We start from the raw sequence: 14,977 nt of genomic DNA, 5'->3' as shown, positions 1-14,977 counted from the left end.
TTGCGCTCTTTATTCACCTTTTACGGATTTATTCGGTTAGGTGCAAGAAGTGAGTAAAGCAACCCCAGCAAATCATGAAATAGCCCCCAAGCAAAGTACTATGTGCCAATTGTTCTGTGGCGTCTACAGCACTCAGTACTACTGATCATAACTCATTCTTGAGATCACTCTACCTCAAGTTGCGCTGCCGTCACTGCATCAAAAGCAAAAGCTAAAACCAGAGGTATTGGACATTTGAATAAGTAAGTAGAAACGACGGCTACAATTGTGCCAAATACTGCTGAGACTGACCAAAATTTTTCCTGAGATGTCAGTCCCTTTTGAGTTTTAATCAATCTCAATGTATGGGTAGGAATTGGCTCAGGCATAACTGCCCCTGGAGGAAATGCCCAGTAGTTATTACACCGCTCTTCAAATAAATCTGTCCACCCATTTTCTTGGCACCATTCTTCAATCCATTCATTACGATAATGTTTCATGTTTGGGCTGGGAAGTGGAATCAGCATGACGTTTAGAAACTAAATATAAATTTCCTGGTTATTTCTCAGAAGTCTACCAATTGGTATAAAACTAAAGATTATTCAAGTACTATTTGGCTTACGTAAGAATCTAAAAACACCTGTAATTAGAGTTAAATTGATGCTTTTCTTAATTCACAGGCTAACAGTATTTAGCTTGTTCTTGCATGAAAAGAAAATAAACTTTACTTGGAAGTTTGACTTTTAACAATTCTCAACATAATCGTGATTTTTGGTTTTAAAAACAGATATTTATTCAGTCTATATGTAAAGTTGTGTTACGCAGGTTCAACGCATAAATACCTTAAAAATCAATACGCCTACCCCCCTGCTTTTTTAAGCTAGGTGGACATTTGAGACATTAGTGGCAATGTCCACCCGAAAGAAAACTGCTAATCAAAAATCCTTCTTAACTGAAATCTTGCACCCTCCGGGTATGCGCAAAGCGCACGCCAAAGGCGTTAGCGAAGCGTCTCCGTTCGGCGCAGCCGTGGCGTTAGCCATAGGAGATACGCCAGTCGCTCATGGGGGAAACTACGCCACATGCTACAAGTCGGCACAGCCGCCCAACGCAGTGGCTCCCCAAGACCGCGCTGGCTCACCATTCTCAACAAGAGGTACAGCCTCCCCAGTACCAAAAGCTAAATGACAGTGAAATTATTCTGAGCGTAAGGCTTTGACTGGGTCGATTTGGCTCGCTCGTAGGGCGGGGGTCAAACTGGCTCCCACTCCAACCAGTAATGCTGAGCCTAACGCTAGTGTTGCAATAGAACCGTCAAACTCGTAGGGCAAGTTAAAGGTATTTGTGACTACAATTGTCAATCCATGCACCACACCAAGAGCGACAGTTCCTCCAATGAGACTCAAAAGCGTAGCCTCCAGAATAAATTGCAGCATGATTTCTTGTTGGGTCGCTCCTATTGCCCGTCTCAAACCAATTTCAGCGGTTCGTTCTGACACCGAGGCAATCATGATATTCGCAATCCCCACACCGCCGACCAAGAGCGCGATCACTCCCACCACTGCTAGTCCTTGGGACGCCATCTCAAGAGTTTTCTGTTGCTCTAGGATATCTGAGACATTGTTCCAAGACTTAAATTTTTGACCTGGGAATCGCTGCTTTAGCAGTTCCTCAGCTTGCTTGCTCAAGTTTTCCACGTCTTCGAGTTTGTAGGGACGCATTTGGATGCTACCAATGTCGCGGCTACCAGTCAGGGCGTTATAAACAGAGATTGGTATATAAAGTTGACCATTAGGAGGTGCATTTTCATCCAGAGTAGTCGTCACCACCCCCACGACCACATAAGGTCTGTCCCCAGCATAAATCATCTTACCCAAAGCTTTCTGTCCACCGAAAAGTTGTTCTGCCAACAGTTGGTCGATAACGGCTACTGGTCGGTACCTGGCAAAATCTTCAACCGTAAAGAATCGTCCCGAGACTAGTGTTTTTCCTGAAGTCAGCAAAAAACCTTGGGAAACAGGTGACATGGGTGGAGTTAATTCTTTGTCCTGAAATATAGTTGGCATAGAACCAGCCCAATTAAAAGCACTGATTGCCTGCAAGCCCACCAAGCGTTGTTGTAAAAATTCCATATCTTCCAATTTAAGTGAGGTGGTTCGACGACCAGAATCCCACTTTGGGTAGACTGAGGCTTGAGGTGCGCCTCGTTTTGCTAGTTGCTGAGCAATAACTGCCCGACTAATGTTACCGACAGCAAGCGTAGCACTGACAGCAGCCACACCCATAAACACTCCTAAAGCTGTTAGCCCAGAACGCAAAGGGTTTTTACCCAAGGAGCGAAAGGTAATATCCAGTAAGTCTAAAGGTGAAAGACCCATAACAGTCGCTTTGCAAAAATTTAAAATTTAAAATTCAAAATCACCGTAAGCGCAAGCGCACGCCAGGTGCTTCAACGGGGGGAACCCCCGCAACGCACTGGCTCCGCAAGGCGCTGCTCTCCGCTCCAACTTCTCTCAAAATTCAAAAAAATTCGGAGAGTGAAACTTGATAGTCAAGTTTCTCAACTCGTTTAAGCAAAGATTTTTTGTCTGTTGGTTTTTGTTTGTCCAAGTCATCAGATACTTCAAGCCTGAACATTCCCGGGGGTTAAAAACTGTAACTAAATTTCTAGACAAAGCTAGACATTAATAGACTATTTGTCCATATGCTATAATTGTGCTAACGCGAAAACCAAGCGAAAAAATTAAGGCTTGAGACCCTGTACAAAACTCTTAAGAGTAATCCTACCTGTAATAAGGCGGTTTGAGAAGTCCAGAAAACCTCAATAGGATTGAAAATAATGGGATAGAGTAGCAAAGTTTCTCACATTTGAATGTCAAAAGATAATTCACGTATAGGATAAGTTCTATCCGAATTTAAGCCTGTGGACTGGTTTGATGCCGACATCTCCAGGATGAAACAGGAAGCAATCCGGGTATTGTCTAACAAAGTTTAACTTTGTCTAGCTTTGTCCAAGTGTTGTAGCACGGAATACGGACATAGCACCCATAATACCGTGTTGATTTCTTCTCAATCAAAAAAAGGCAGCAGCCCACACCAAACTGGTTACTGGACTGCTGCCTTTTCGTAATTTTTAATTACGAGTTATGAATTATTTGATAGTTACCTTACCGCCAGCATCTTCCAACTGCTTCTTAGCTTGTTCAGCAGCTTCCTTGGCGATCGCTTCCTTAACTGGCTTCGGCGCAGCTTCTACCAAGTCTTTCGCTTCCTTGAGACCCAAACCTGTCAATTCCCGTACAACCTTGAGTACAGCAATCTTCTTATCAGCTGGGACTGATTCCAGAATGACGTCAAACTCGGTTTGCTCTTCTACTGGTTCAGCAGCAGCAGGTGCAGCACCACCAGGAACTGCCATAACAGCTCCAACTTGTGCTGCAGCACTTACGCCAAAGGCTTCTTCAATTTGCTTCACCAACTCAGCTGCTTCTAGCAAGCTCAAGGTTTTTAGTTTATCCAAAATTTCATCAGTTGCAGCAGACATTGATATAACTCCTGTAATGTTGATAAATTATTTGTTAGTTGTTCTACCTAGCACTAACGACTAACTAGGAAGCACTTTCTTCGGATTCGCCACCTTTTTCTTGATCAGCGACAGCCTGCAAAGCACGAGCCAGCGAACTGGGAACCTCGTTGATACCCACAGCAATCTTGGTAGCCAAGGCGTTGATCGCTCCAGCAATTTGTGCCATGAGTTGTTCTTTGGATGGCAAATCTCCCAAAGCCTTGACATCAGGCTCTTGCAGCAGGCGACCTTCCATAACGCCGCCGCGAAGTTCTGTTTTCTTGCTGGCTTTTTGGAAATCTTGGTAAGCCTTAATTGCTGCGGAGAAATCGTCTTTAACCAGCAAAAAGGCAGAAGAGCCTTTGAGCAATTCTGACAACACTTGCCATTTCTCGTCGTCTTGAATGGCAATGCCCATCAGAGTATTCTTAGTCACCTTGCAAACAGTACCAGAGGGACGCAGACGTCGCCGCAGGTCTGTCATTTCAGCAACTGTTAGTCCTTGGTAGTCAATGACTAGTGCTAGTTGAGACTGGCTCAAAGTTTCTTTGAGGTCAGTAACTATAGCTTTTTTGTCTTCTATCGTTCTAGGCATCCATCTCACCTCCTTAACAAATCGGCTTTCAGGTATTGGCTGTTAGGTTTTTGCCAACTGCTGACCACCATGACAGTGACTGCTTGAAAACAATAAACCCCAGCTCTCGCAGCCGGGGTTTAGTGGTAAAAACGCGCTGTACAGTGCGTCTATACCTTATCATCCTTATGCCCCACTAATCACGCTCATCATGCGTGGTACTGGTAGCAATTGGGGCGAAAACCTCGGCAGGACATTAAGCCAATGGCACCTGCTGTCTCCGGCTGTTGCCTATTTAATTTTGTTAGTTGCCTTCAGTTGTTTACCATTTGTCATGTGCTCATCACTCATGACATAACGATATTATGCTGCTTCTGTGAGTTTCAAATCGCGTAGGCCGTTAATGTCTACCCTAATTGATGGTCCCATCGTGGCAGACACATACACTGTACGCCAGTAACGACCTTTAGCTCCTGAAGGACGGTTACGGTCGATTGTTTCTTGCAACGCCTTCAAGTTTACTAATAAATCTTCTGGTGAGAACGACACCTTACCAAACATAACATGGACAATGCCAGTTCGATCAGCTCGGAACTCTAATTTACCAGCTTTGAATTCTGCGATCGCACTTCCTAAGTCAAATGTCACTGTCCCACCTTTTGGTGACGGCATCAAACCACGGGGACCAAGTAACTTACCAAGCTTCGCCACCTGAGGCATGATATCAGGTGTGGCAATCAGCTTGTCAAAGTCCATTCTACCTTTTTGAATTTCGTCAATTAGTTCTTCTGAACCAACGATATCAGCACCCGCATTGGTTGCTTCTGTGACCTTTTCCCCTCTTGCAATCACTGCTACTCGTACTGTTTGTCCTGTTCCTTTGGGCAGTACGACTGTTGTTCGCAGCTGTTGATCAGTATATTTCGGATCAATGCCTAAGCGGATATGCGCTTCTGCGGCTTCGGGAAACTTTGCTGTTGCTGTTTCTTTGAGAAGGGATAACGCCTCTATGGGTGTATAATCCCTGTCTTCAACTTTTTCTAATAGCGCCTGGATTCGGCGCGATAGTTTTTTCGTCATTTTTTTCACTCCTGGGGTCAATGACGAGGTTTTACCTCTCCCCCGAATAATTTTGTTATTCGTCCTTTGTCATTTGTCTTTTACTAATGACTCATGACTAATCTGTGACTGTTACGCCCATGTTTTTCGCGGTGCCTTCGATGATGTTCATCGCCGCTTCTACATCGTTGGCGTTAAGGTCAGGCAATTTAGTTTGGGCAATTTGCCTCAATTGCTCTCTAGTAATTGACCCAACTTTTCTTTTGTTAGGTTCACTGGAGCCTTTGTCAATTTTAGCTGCCTTGGTAATGAGGACTGATGCCGGAGGAGTCTTGAGGACAAATGTAAAACTCCGGTCTTCATAGACCGAAATTTCTACAGGAATCACCGTTCCAACTTGGTCAGATGTCTTGGCGTTGTACTCCTTGCAGAACATCATGATGTTAACGCCGTGCTGACCCAAAGCGGGACCCACTGGCGGTGCTGGGTTGGCTTTCCCAGCATTTAGGGCCAATTTAATGACCGCTACGATTTTCTTCGCCATTCTTATTTAGCTCTGTTTCTGAACCTGATTAAATTCCAATTCTACTGGTGTATCCCGTCCAAAAATCGAAAGTAGGGCTTTAAGTTTACTCCGTTCTGGACTGACTTCAATCACCTCACCTTCAAAATCTTTAAACGGACCAGAAAGCACGACTATCTTATCACCTGTAGCCATGTCAATTTTGACTACTGGCTCCTGTTCGCTGGTCTGTTTGAAGATTCTTTCTACTTCTGTATGACTCAGGGGCATAGGTTTCACGTGACCGCGACCCTTGCCAGTGCCGCGTTTTTGCTCTGCCCCCACGAAATTAATCACATGAGTGGTGTTTCTTACTACTTGCCAGCTGTCGTCATCCATCATCATCCTGACTAGCACATAGCCAGGGAAGACTTTCTCTTCTGTATGCTGGCGACTACCGTCTTTACGGATTTTTACGGCTGGTGTATGTGGAATCTCCACCTGGAGGATTTTCTCAGCTACATCAAAGGTCTGAATGCGCTGCTCTAAGTTTGTCTTGACACGCTTCTCACAGCCAGAGGCTACTTGCACTGCATACCAGCGGGCTTCGTGAGAAGCATCTGACGCTGTATCTGCGGCATCCTCTGACTGCAGCGTCGCATTGTAATCTCCGTCTGTTGCAAAACTCATCAGAACACCTGTTGTGCTGCCCAAGAAAAGAATCTATCTACCAAAAATATCAAAGATGCGGAGAGAGTTACCATTAGCAGTACAGCCGCTGATTCACTCACTAGCTGCTTCCGACTGGGCCAGACGACTTTATCGAACTCTTCCTTTAATCCATTGAAAAAGTTCGTTATGCCAGACCCATTGCTTGCTTGTGTTATTTCTGCTTCGTTTTTTTTAGTCACGTCGCCTCTCTCCCTCATTCCTGATACAAACAACTGTTGGCCGTTAATTTCTACCTTTTGTTAAGATTTAGTACTCAAACTTAACTTGTCCAAAGCAATAAGCTGCAAACACAAAAATTTTACCCGAAATTTGCAACATTGCTGCTATTTTAGCATAAGTTGCATAATTTTCGGGCTTTATTTTTGGTAACAGCGCGCCCTGGAGGACTTGAACCCCCGACATCAGGTTTTGGAGACCTGCGTTCTACCAACTGAACTAAGAGCGCACAGGCTGACCTTTATTCAGTTATTACACTTAATCTAACCTATTTTAACACAAGTTGGCAATTTTTTCTTTGACCTTGATTCAGGGAACAAATGAGCGGCGGGAGCCGCTTTTTGTTAAACCCTTCTCCCACATCTTGCTCTGTTGAATTATAAGGCGCGGTCAAAACGCTGCTTGATTCGGGTAGCTTTACCAACACGTTTACGTAAATAGTAAAGTTTAGCACGCCTAACCTTACCACGACGCAATATTTTGATGTTGTCTATCCGAGGAGAATGTATGAGGAACACTCGTTCCACTCCCACACCTTGGAAAACACGACGAACAGTAATAGTTTCATTTATACCACCATTGCGCTTAGCAATCACAACTCCCTCATAGGGTTGTACGCGGTATTTCTCACCTTCCTTAATTTTGACTCCAACTTTCACTGTGTCGCCCACAAAGATTTCAGGCAAATTAGATTTTAGTTGTTCCGCTTCAATGGAGCGGATGATCTCTTGGGTATTCATAGTCCAGGAAAAAACTCACAATCAACAATAATAAATCGATAACTATCTTACAGTCTAGTCATTTTAAACCAATTACTCAGTTATCAGTAAGCCAGCCCTATGCACCAACGTGTGGGACACGTTGGTGACTGGCGTCAGCGCAAAGCGTTCCTGATGCATACAACATAGTTTTTGTCAATGAGATATCCTCTCGGCGTAGCCGTACCGCAGGCATAGGGATCTCCAGTTGGGTTACCAGTAAATCCACCACTTCTGATTTACCATCGCCATGAAGTCAACAAAGGTCATACAGCAACAGTCTACATATTTTGATCTCAATAAAGAATAGTTTTTGTACTATTAATTACTATAAAAAGGGCGAGGGAAGTTGTCTGAATGAGTCATGCATTTCTGCGGTTAGTCTCCAGAGGTGGAGAAACTTCTTACTCACTGCTCACGACGAGTGAGGTTATTATTGGACGCGATCCTAGTTGCCAAATTATCTTGAATTCAAATGATTTTGGAGTGGTTTCGCGGCGTCATGCGACTATTCGCCCATCCACAACGCCAGAAGGCACAACAAGCTACCTGCTGTGTGATTTGAATAGTGCCAATGGGACATATTTAAATGGACAGATTTTGCAGGGGTGTCAGGAATTGCACGCAGGCGATCGCCTGACGTTTGGCACTAGTGGTCCAGAATTTGTCTTCGAGTATCAACACAACATTCAATCATTGAGTAAACCACAACCACCAGTCACCCAAACTCCGGACGCGGTAGATGCAAATTCCACGAAATTTACAAGCACAGACACTGATGCGAGTTGGTCGCAGATGCTTCCTATTCTTTTTCGACCAAAAAATTTAACTCGCAAGGCTTACTTAATACCAGGAATTATCACAGTGATATTCGTGGTACTCCTGTTTTTTGTACAAGGATTTTTATATCAAATACTATTAGGTGCTTACTTGGCTGGGGCTGCTTTATATTTTGTTTACCAGTTGTGTGGCAAGCATAAACCTTGGTGGGTACTTATTGCATCTGCTGTTTTTACTATATTGATTTTAAGTAGTCCTGTATTAAGTCTATTTATTTTCGTATTTCGTAACATTCTTCCAGGCAAAGTGCCTGATAATACTAGTACTATAGCTTTTACCGAGTTGTTTATCCGGTACTTTTTTGGCGCTGGGTTATTGGAAGAATTTCTCAAGGCTTTACCAGTTTTTGGATTTTATCTTTTAGGAAGAGCATTTGCATCTCCCATGCGTGAACGGATTGGCGTTGGAGAACCTCTAGATGGAATTTTGATCGCAAGCGCTTCTGCGACTGGCTTCACCCTGTTTGAAACTCTAGGTCAGTACGTACCTGGTACTATTGCAGAAGTTGCACAAAAAATGGGAGCAGATGCTGGTTGGCGAGCAGGGTTAGAACTTCTGATTCCACGAATTTTAGGTGATGTCGCAGGTCACATGGCTTGGAGTGGATGGTTTGGCTATTGTATTGGCTTGAGTGTGCTAAAACCGCGTCAAGGTTGGCAAATTTTGGCTTTGGGATACTTGAGTGCGGCTGGACTCCACGGCTTGTGGAATAGTTGTACGGGATTATCAAATACTTTGGGAATCTTTGTCGTATTGTTGTTGATAGTGGTTGGGGGTATATCTTACGCTTTGCTTGGGGCAGCAATTGTTAAGGCGCGTGCTTTGTCACCGACGCGATCGCAAAACTTTGCAACGGGGTTTCATCAGAAAAACTAGGGGTGTAAGGGTGTAAGCGTGTAAGGGGAGCCAGTGCGTTGGGCGGGTTTCCCGACTTGTTCGCGCAGCGTCTCCGCAGGAGTTAGCACCTGGCGTTGTAAGGGTGTAGGGGAAGAATACGCTTTTCACGTGAATTGGTTTCCCCTCTCATCAAAAAACTCCTTTCTTTGATTTTTCTTTCCCCTATACCCCTATACCCTAGTTCCTGCCCTGTTTTTGCCTAAACTCTTTTGAGTGAACTGTGATTTATCATCAACCAAAACGTCCACTGATGTACTCCGCAGCTTCTTTAGTTTGAGGAGAATTGAATATTTGTTCTGTAGGACTGAACTCAACTAATTTTCCGCGACGTTTGCTGTGCTGATCAGTTTCTGTGTTGAAAAACGCTGTCCAATCTGCGACTCTTGTTGCTTGTTGCATATTGTGAGTCACCATAATAATGGTATATTGCTCCTTAAGTTCTAAGCAGAGTTCTTCAACTTGACGGGTAGAAATTGGGTCGAGGGCGGAGCAAGGTTCATCCATTAATAAGACGTCTGGCTTCATGGCGATCGCACGTGCAATGCAAAGACGTTGCTGTTGTCCCCCAGACAATGCAGTACCCTTTTGTTTCAGTTTGTCCTTGACTTCATCCCAAATTGCAGCACGTCTGAGGGAATTTTCTACTAATTCATCAAGATTACCTTTATAACCATTAGCACGCGGTCCAAAGGCAATATTTTCATATATTGACTTGGGAAAAGGATTTGGTTTTTGAAAAACCATTCCTACTTGTCGTCGTAATTTGACAGAATTGATGTTGGGATCATAAACATTGCGATCTCGGTAAATCAGCCTACCTTCTACCCTAGCTCCAGTGATTAAATCATTCATTCGGTTAAAGCAACGTAGTAGAGTGCTTTTCCCACATCCTGAAGGTCCGATAAAAGCAATAATTTGTTTTTCAGGGATTTTCATGTAAACATCAACAAGAGCCAGAGAACTGCCATAGTAGACTTTCACACCTTCAACATTAAATACGGCATTATCTTCTGGGTTGAGTGTGACATTATTTAGTTGATTTTTACTGTTGTTGTAGGTCATATTGCCTGTCTCCTAATATTTATGATGGCAAAATTTTTCGAGTGAGTAATCATTCCCAAAAATGATTGCTGCTAATACCTGAGAACAAAAAACCGCACCAGAGCGAATTTACGATGTGCATGTTCCTCGTGCAAAGTTCCCAGCAGGCGCAGAGAACACAAAGAAAAAGAGAGGAAAAATCCTGTTTATGAATGCAATGCGTGTATAAAGCTGCCTTACTAGGAATTCGCAATCTGGAGAAATGCAAAATACTTGGGAGCGTACGCAACTCGTAAATGCTACTTATGAAAAGCGTTGTCTGATATAAATTGCTATACCATTTAAAGCTAAAACTAAGAGTATCAACACAATAATTGTTGCTGCTGCTGCATTAGCAAAACCCGGTTCTGGACGAGTGATGTAACTGTAAATTTGAATGGGTAATGCCATAAATCTGTTGAACAAACCAGGGTTAAAGGTGAGGAAACCCACAGCGCCTACCACAATCAGAGATGCTGCATCACCAATGGCGCGAGATACGGAAATAATCACTCCTGTAAGAATACCGGGAACAGCATAGGGTAAGATGTGGTTCGTGATAGTTTGCCATTTAGTCACACCTAAGCCGTAGGAAGCATGTCTTAGGGAATCTGGGACTGCGCGAATGGCTTCTCTAGCTGTCACAATAATGACTGGTAAAGACAACAAAGATAAAGTCAAAGCTCCGGAAATCAAAGCTGGACCAAACCCAAGTAAGTAGTTGAAAACTCCTAAACCCAGCAATCCATAGACAATAGAGGGGACTCCTGCAAGATTACTGATATTAATCTCAATAATCGCTGTCCACCAGGCTTTTGGTGCATATTCTTCCAGATATAAAGCAGACCCTACACCAATTGGTACAGTCACAAAAATAACGATAATTCCCAAAAGAATACTGCTGATAATAGCAGGACGGATACCACCTTGATCAGGAAAACGAGAAGGGGTTTCCGTCAAGAAACCAGGTGTGAGAAATCTGCCTAATCCGTCTCGTAAGACATCAAAAAGTAGCAACCCTAGGACAAATAAACCTATCAGCAACCCTATCAAAAAAAGTATTTCAAATACTTTCCCTGTCTTCTCTCTACTCTCAATATTGTCAGTAAATTCTGCCGCAGAATCAAAAGAATTGTCTCGTTGATAAGTTGTAGTCATGCCTATTAATCGTATTTTTCTTTAAAGCGATTAGAAATGAAATAACTCCCAATATTCAAAGCCAGCGTTAGTAAAAACAAAACAGCGCCGACAGCATATAAAGTGTTGAAATTAAGACTACCACGGGGACTATCTCCACCAGAAATTTGCGCCATATAAGTTGTCATCGTTTCTACTGACTCCGCAACGTTAATAGTCAGTTTTGGCTGTTGTCCGGCGGCGATGAGAACAGTCATGGTTTCACCAACAGCTCTCGAAATACCCAGAATAATCGAGGCTGTAATTCCAGAAAGCGCTGCTGGGAGAACGACTTTAAAAATGGTTTCCAGTTTAGTTATGCCTAAAGCATAAGCTCCTTCTCGTAAAGAACGTGGAACTGCTCGAATAGCATCTAAGCTGATGGAACCAACAGTAGGGGTAATCATGATCCCCATCATTAACCCCGCGCTCAAAGCATTGAAGATTTCTAGAGGGAGAAAATTCCGCAGCAATGGTGTGACAAACAACAGCGCAAAGTACCCATAGACTACCGTGGGTATTCCCGCCAGCAATTCCACCGCAGGACGTAAAATCGCGGCTACTTTGGGTTGAGCATATTCGCTTAAATATATAGCAGAGGATAAACCTAAAGGAATAGCAACTGCCATAGCAATAGCTGTCGTCAAAAAAGTGCCATTAATTAAAGGCCAAATACCAAAATGCTTTGTTGCAAATAAAGGTGTCCACTTCGTATCAAGAAAGAAGTCAGCAAACGATACTTCTTGGAAAAACTCAAATGCTACCTGAAAGATGATGACAACAATACCAAAGGTAGTTAGTACAGAAACTAAAGCACAAGTAAATAAAATTGCTGCAACAATCTTGTCTTGGATATCTTCAGATGCTTTCTTCTCCAGTGAGTTCCTGGAGTTTGGATCAAAACCGTTATCGGAATAATTTCTGCTTTGCATAGACAGTGATTTTTGACTAAGTAGAAGACACCTACACTAAGGGTAAAAATATTGTTTCCTGCTACTTCATTATGTCCACCGATTTATAACGAAATCTCAAGGATGGTAGACTAGATAAAATTTGTGATTGGCTGACCTGGTTTTGCTTTTTTGAATTTCGTACCAGTTTCACCAGTAGCCAATTTTCGTTTTACCTTGAGATAAGCTTCATCAGGTAATGCGACATAACCAACACTATCTACCCACTTCCAAGAATTTTCGAGGTAAAAATCGACAAATTCTTTTACTGCTGGTTTGGTATCTAAAGATTTTTTACTGACATAAATAAACAGAGGGCGAGACAATGGTGTGTAGACATTTTTCACCACATTGTCTACTGGTACTGGTTTTATACATTCTCCTGTGGGACTTTTTACAGCAACTAGATTAAGCTTGTCTTGATTTTGAATATAGTAAGATATCCCTACATAACCTAAAGCTGATGCCTCACCTGAAACACCTTGAACAAGAAGATTTTGATTGTGGCTAGGAGTGTAGTCTGTACGGCTATTTTTGGCTTTCTTACTCACAGCTTGACTAAAATAATCAAACGTTCCAGTATCAGATGCGGGAGCATAGAGTTTCAGATTTTGCTTAGGAAACTTGGGATTAACTTGATTCCAAGTCAATACTTTGCCATCTGCTTTGGAATTCCACATTTTGTCGAGTTCTTTAATCGTTAAACATTTGGCGAAGTTATTTTGACGATTGACGATAACAGCAATTCCGTCTAAAGCTATAGGCAACTCAATAAATTCAATCTTCTTACTTTTACACCTGGCAATCTCTTCATCTTTAATAGTACGAGAAGCACCAACAATATCAATATCGCCAGCACAAAACTTACTGATTCCACCACCAGTACCACTTGAAGCAACACTAACTTGAGCTTCCGGTTTCACCTTTCCGTATTCTTCTGCAACTGCAAGAGAAATAGGGAAACCGACAGCAGCACCATCAACACTCACTTGAGTTTTGTTACCCTGGCTACTACAAGCGGTAACACTGTAGGTACTCAGCATCAAGAATGCTAATAAAAATCTATCCTTCAATTTGCGACAAAAGCTCATAAGCCAAATATCTTGTATTTCTAAGAAGATTGAAGACAAAATTGGTAGGAAAATCTTTCTACCGTACTAACACTCATGCTTTCTTGGCACTCATGCTTTCTTGGCAGCTTGAATCTTGTCAAAAGTTGCCCCATCTGCAAAAAACTTTTTCTGGATAATCTCCCAACCCCCTAAATCTTGAGATGTGAATAAAGTTTCAATTGGGGGATACTGCGATTTTACTTCTTGACTAACAGTGGGATTAACAGAACGATATCTTAATTTTGCAAATTCCCGTTGAGCTTCTGTTGAGTAAAGAAAATCAACAAACGCTTGTGCTACTTCTCTTGTACCATGTTTGTCAACGTTTTTATCAACTACGGTTACAGGGTTATCAATGGAAATATTTACTTGTGGGACTATATAAGGCAGTTTTGGTCCAGTTTGTTCTGCCAAAATCACCTCGTTTTCGTAGTTAACTAAAACATCTCCCTGCTTTTGTTGGAAAAATAAATCGCTAGCTTCACGAGCATCTTTTGTCAGTACAGGAATATTTTTATAAACTTTGGTGACATAATCTAGCGCTGTCGCTTCGTCACCTCCTGTTTGAGTCACCGAACCCCAAAAAGCTAGGAATTCCCAGATAGCAATACCAGAAGTTTTCGGGTTAGCCGCAATCACTTGCACGCCATCTTTTGCCAAGTCTGCCCAAGTCTTAATTCCTTTGGGATTGCCTTCGCGAGTTACAATCGCAGCTACAGATCTACTAACAATACCATTTCTAGGAGCTTTGATTTCCCAATTTGATTTAATCAAACCTGCTTGCTGAATTTTGTTTACATCTAGGGGAAGTGCCAGGTGTACGATATCTGCTTCTTGGGAACCTGCAATGACTGCTGCTGCTTGAGCACCGGAACCCCCGTAACTCTGCTCAAAGGTGACGTTTTGGTTATGTTCTTTCTTCCACTTTTGTACAAATTTAGGAATGATTTGGTCATGAGCAGCTTTGGTAACAGAGAAGGAAACGAGTCTGAGTTTGACATCTGCCTTGTTCGCTAAACTGCTTCCAGAACAGGCGGCGATCGCCACACTCAAAACACTGCCTACTAAAAATAGACACACAAATCTTTGCACACGTCCATGCAACGAATTTCTGCTTATTCCTTGCCACGATAGTTGTACAGCCTGCAAAGCTTTTACGAAATAAGTCTGCATTCGCTCAATTCCGTTAGCCCCTAATCTTATTAAATGTAGCGAGTTACTCATCAATCTCATCAACATTTCCCCCTGAATGTACGGTAGTTTGAGCGATATTACCGTGATCAGAATTATAGGGTAATAGAACAGTGATGTTTCTTTGCCTTTACGTTTTGTTACGTATTGAATAATTCATGATCGAAATGATTGCCGCGCAACAGAGCGAGCGCTGGCGTTGCATAACGCTTTGCACGACTCTATGCAAGAGTATTGCCTTTGATTTCCTCTAGGCTTACAAGAACATACGTATTGAATAATTCACGATCGCAGGACTTACGCAACTGGCACAGGGCAGGCAGGTTCTCTACATATGGCTCTCGTC

16 protein-coding genes, 1 tRNA gene and 1 other annotated feature are annotated in these 14,977 nt (G+C 42.8%); of the genes, 2 read left to right on the top strand and 15 right to left on the bottom strand.

The annotated features are described in order from the left end of the window. Nucleotides 1-164: 164 nt before the first annotated feature. Nucleotides 165-479 (bottom strand): slr1957 family protein, encoded by a 315-nt coding sequence (locus DP116_RS19000; RefSeq protein ID WP_169156660.1) that lies wholly within the window; start codon nt 477-479, stop codon nt 165-167. A 475-nt stretch (nt 480-954) separates the two neighbouring features. Here DP116_RS19000 and DP116_RS18995 point away from each other — a divergent pair, with 475 nt between their 5' ends. Continuing rightward, on the top strand, nt 955-1,167 hold the full coding sequence (locus DP116_RS18995) for a hypothetical protein (RefSeq protein ID WP_211173382.1): 213 nt from the start codon (nt 955-957) through the stop codon (nt 1,165-1,167). Nucleotides 1,168-1,175: 8 nt separating this feature from the next. On the opposite strand, the gene DP116_RS18990 is transcribed toward DP116_RS18995, so the two are convergent. From DP116_RS18990 to rplS, 9 genes are all read right to left on the bottom strand, one after another. Next, nucleotides 1,176-2,357, bottom strand: coding sequence for an ABC transporter permease (locus DP116_RS18990; protein WP_169156658.1), 1,182 nt, complete (start codon nt 2,355-2,357; stop codon nt 1,176-1,178). 773 nt (nt 2,358-3,130) lie between these two features. Next, a complete protein-coding gene (gene rplL, locus DP116_RS18985; RefSeq protein WP_169156657.1) occupies nt 3,131-3,523 on the bottom strand; it encodes a 50S ribosomal protein L7/L12 in 393 nt (130 codons plus the stop codon). A 64-nt stretch (nt 3,524-3,587) separates the two neighbouring features. After that, complete coding sequence (gene rplJ, locus DP116_RS18980; protein ID WP_169156656.1) at nt 3,588-4,139, bottom strand: 50S ribosomal protein L10; 552 nt, start codon at nt 4,137-4,139, stop codon at nt 3,588-3,590. Nucleotides 4,140-4,221: 82 nt separating this feature from the next. Continuing rightward, nucleotides 4,222-4,420, bottom strand: a sequence feature (ribosomal protein L10 leader region). Nucleotides 4,421-4,481: 61 nt separating this feature from the next. Beyond that, a complete protein-coding gene (gene rplA, locus DP116_RS18975) occupies nt 4,482-5,198 on the bottom strand; it encodes a 50S ribosomal protein L1 (RefSeq protein ID WP_169156655.1) in 717 nt (238 codons plus the stop codon). A 97-nt stretch (nt 5,199-5,295) separates the two neighbouring features. Next, nucleotides 5,296-5,721, bottom strand: a complete 426-nt coding sequence (gene rplK / locus DP116_RS18970; RefSeq protein WP_169156654.1) for a 50S ribosomal protein L11 — start codon at nt 5,719-5,721, stop codon at nt 5,296-5,298. Between the two features lie 6 nt (nt 5,722-5,727). Continuing rightward, nucleotides 5,728-6,369, bottom strand: a complete 642-nt coding sequence (gene nusG, locus DP116_RS18965; RefSeq protein ID WP_169156653.1) for a transcription termination/antitermination protein NusG — start codon at nt 6,367-6,369, stop codon at nt 5,728-5,730. Then, nucleotides 6,369-6,590 (bottom strand): preprotein translocase subunit SecE, encoded by a 222-nt coding sequence (gene secE / locus DP116_RS18960; protein WP_169156652.1) that lies wholly within the window; start codon nt 6,588-6,590, stop codon nt 6,369-6,371. The genes nusG and secE overlap by 1 nt, the downstream gene beginning before the upstream one ends. 193 nt (nt 6,591-6,783) lie before the next feature. After that, nucleotides 6,784-6,856, bottom strand: a tRNA-Trp gene (locus DP116_RS18955). A 148-nt stretch (nt 6,857-7,004) separates the two neighbouring features. Further along, the gene (gene rplS / locus DP116_RS18950; RefSeq protein ID WP_169156651.1) at nt 7,005-7,367 is read right to left on the bottom strand and encodes a 50S ribosomal protein L19; all 363 of its coding nucleotides are present in this window, start codon (nt 7,365-7,367) and stop codon (nt 7,005-7,007) included. A gap of 375 nt (nt 7,368-7,742) precedes the next feature. Between rplS and DP116_RS18945 the strand changes: the two genes are divergently transcribed. Beyond that, nucleotides 7,743-9,101, top strand: a complete 1,359-nt coding sequence (locus DP116_RS18945) for a PrsW family glutamic-type intramembrane protease (protein WP_169156650.1) — start codon at nt 7,743-7,745, stop codon at nt 9,099-9,101. A 252-nt stretch (nt 9,102-9,353) separates the two neighbouring features. Here DP116_RS18945 and pstB read toward each other — a convergent pair whose 3' ends face one another. From pstB to DP116_RS18920, 5 genes are all read right to left on the bottom strand, one after another. Further along, complete coding sequence (pstB, locus tag DP116_RS18940; RefSeq protein ID WP_169156649.1) at nt 9,354-10,184, bottom strand: phosphate ABC transporter ATP-binding protein PstB; 831 nt, start codon at nt 10,182-10,184, stop codon at nt 9,354-9,356. A gap of 282 nt (nt 10,185-10,466) precedes the next feature. Next, complete coding sequence (gene pstA / locus DP116_RS18935) at nt 10,467-11,360, bottom strand: phosphate ABC transporter permease PstA (RefSeq protein ID WP_169156648.1); 894 nt, start codon at nt 11,358-11,360, stop codon at nt 10,467-10,469. Between the two features lie 5 nt (nt 11,361-11,365). Beyond that, nucleotides 11,366-12,310: a phosphate ABC transporter permease subunit PstC gene (pstC, locus tag DP116_RS18930; RefSeq protein WP_169156647.1), complete on the bottom strand. Its 945-nt coding sequence runs from the start codon at nt 12,308-12,310 to the stop codon at nt 11,366-11,368. A gap of 110 nt (nt 12,311-12,420) precedes the next feature. Further along, nucleotides 12,421-13,419 (bottom strand): PstS family phosphate ABC transporter substrate-binding protein, encoded by a 999-nt coding sequence (locus DP116_RS18925; RefSeq protein WP_169156646.1) that lies wholly within the window; start codon nt 13,417-13,419, stop codon nt 12,421-12,423. Between the two features lie 90 nt (nt 13,420-13,509). Continuing rightward, nucleotides 13,510-14,664 carry a sulfate ABC transporter substrate-binding protein gene (locus DP116_RS18920; protein ID WP_169156645.1) on the bottom strand — a complete coding sequence of 385 codons (1,155 nt, stop codon included), beginning with the start codon at nt 14,662-14,664 and terminating at the stop codon, nt 13,510-13,512. Nucleotides 14,665-14,977: the final 313 nt, after the last annotated feature.

Origin of the sequence: Brasilonema bromeliae SPC951 (genome assembly GCF_012912135.1) — a bacterium.
GTDB lineage: Bacteria > Cyanobacteriota > Cyanobacteriia > Cyanobacteriales > Nostocaceae > Brasilonema > Brasilonema bromeliae.
The sequence above is the reverse complement of the archived record's forward strand: the minus strand, read 5'-3'. Positions and strand labels throughout refer to the sequence as shown.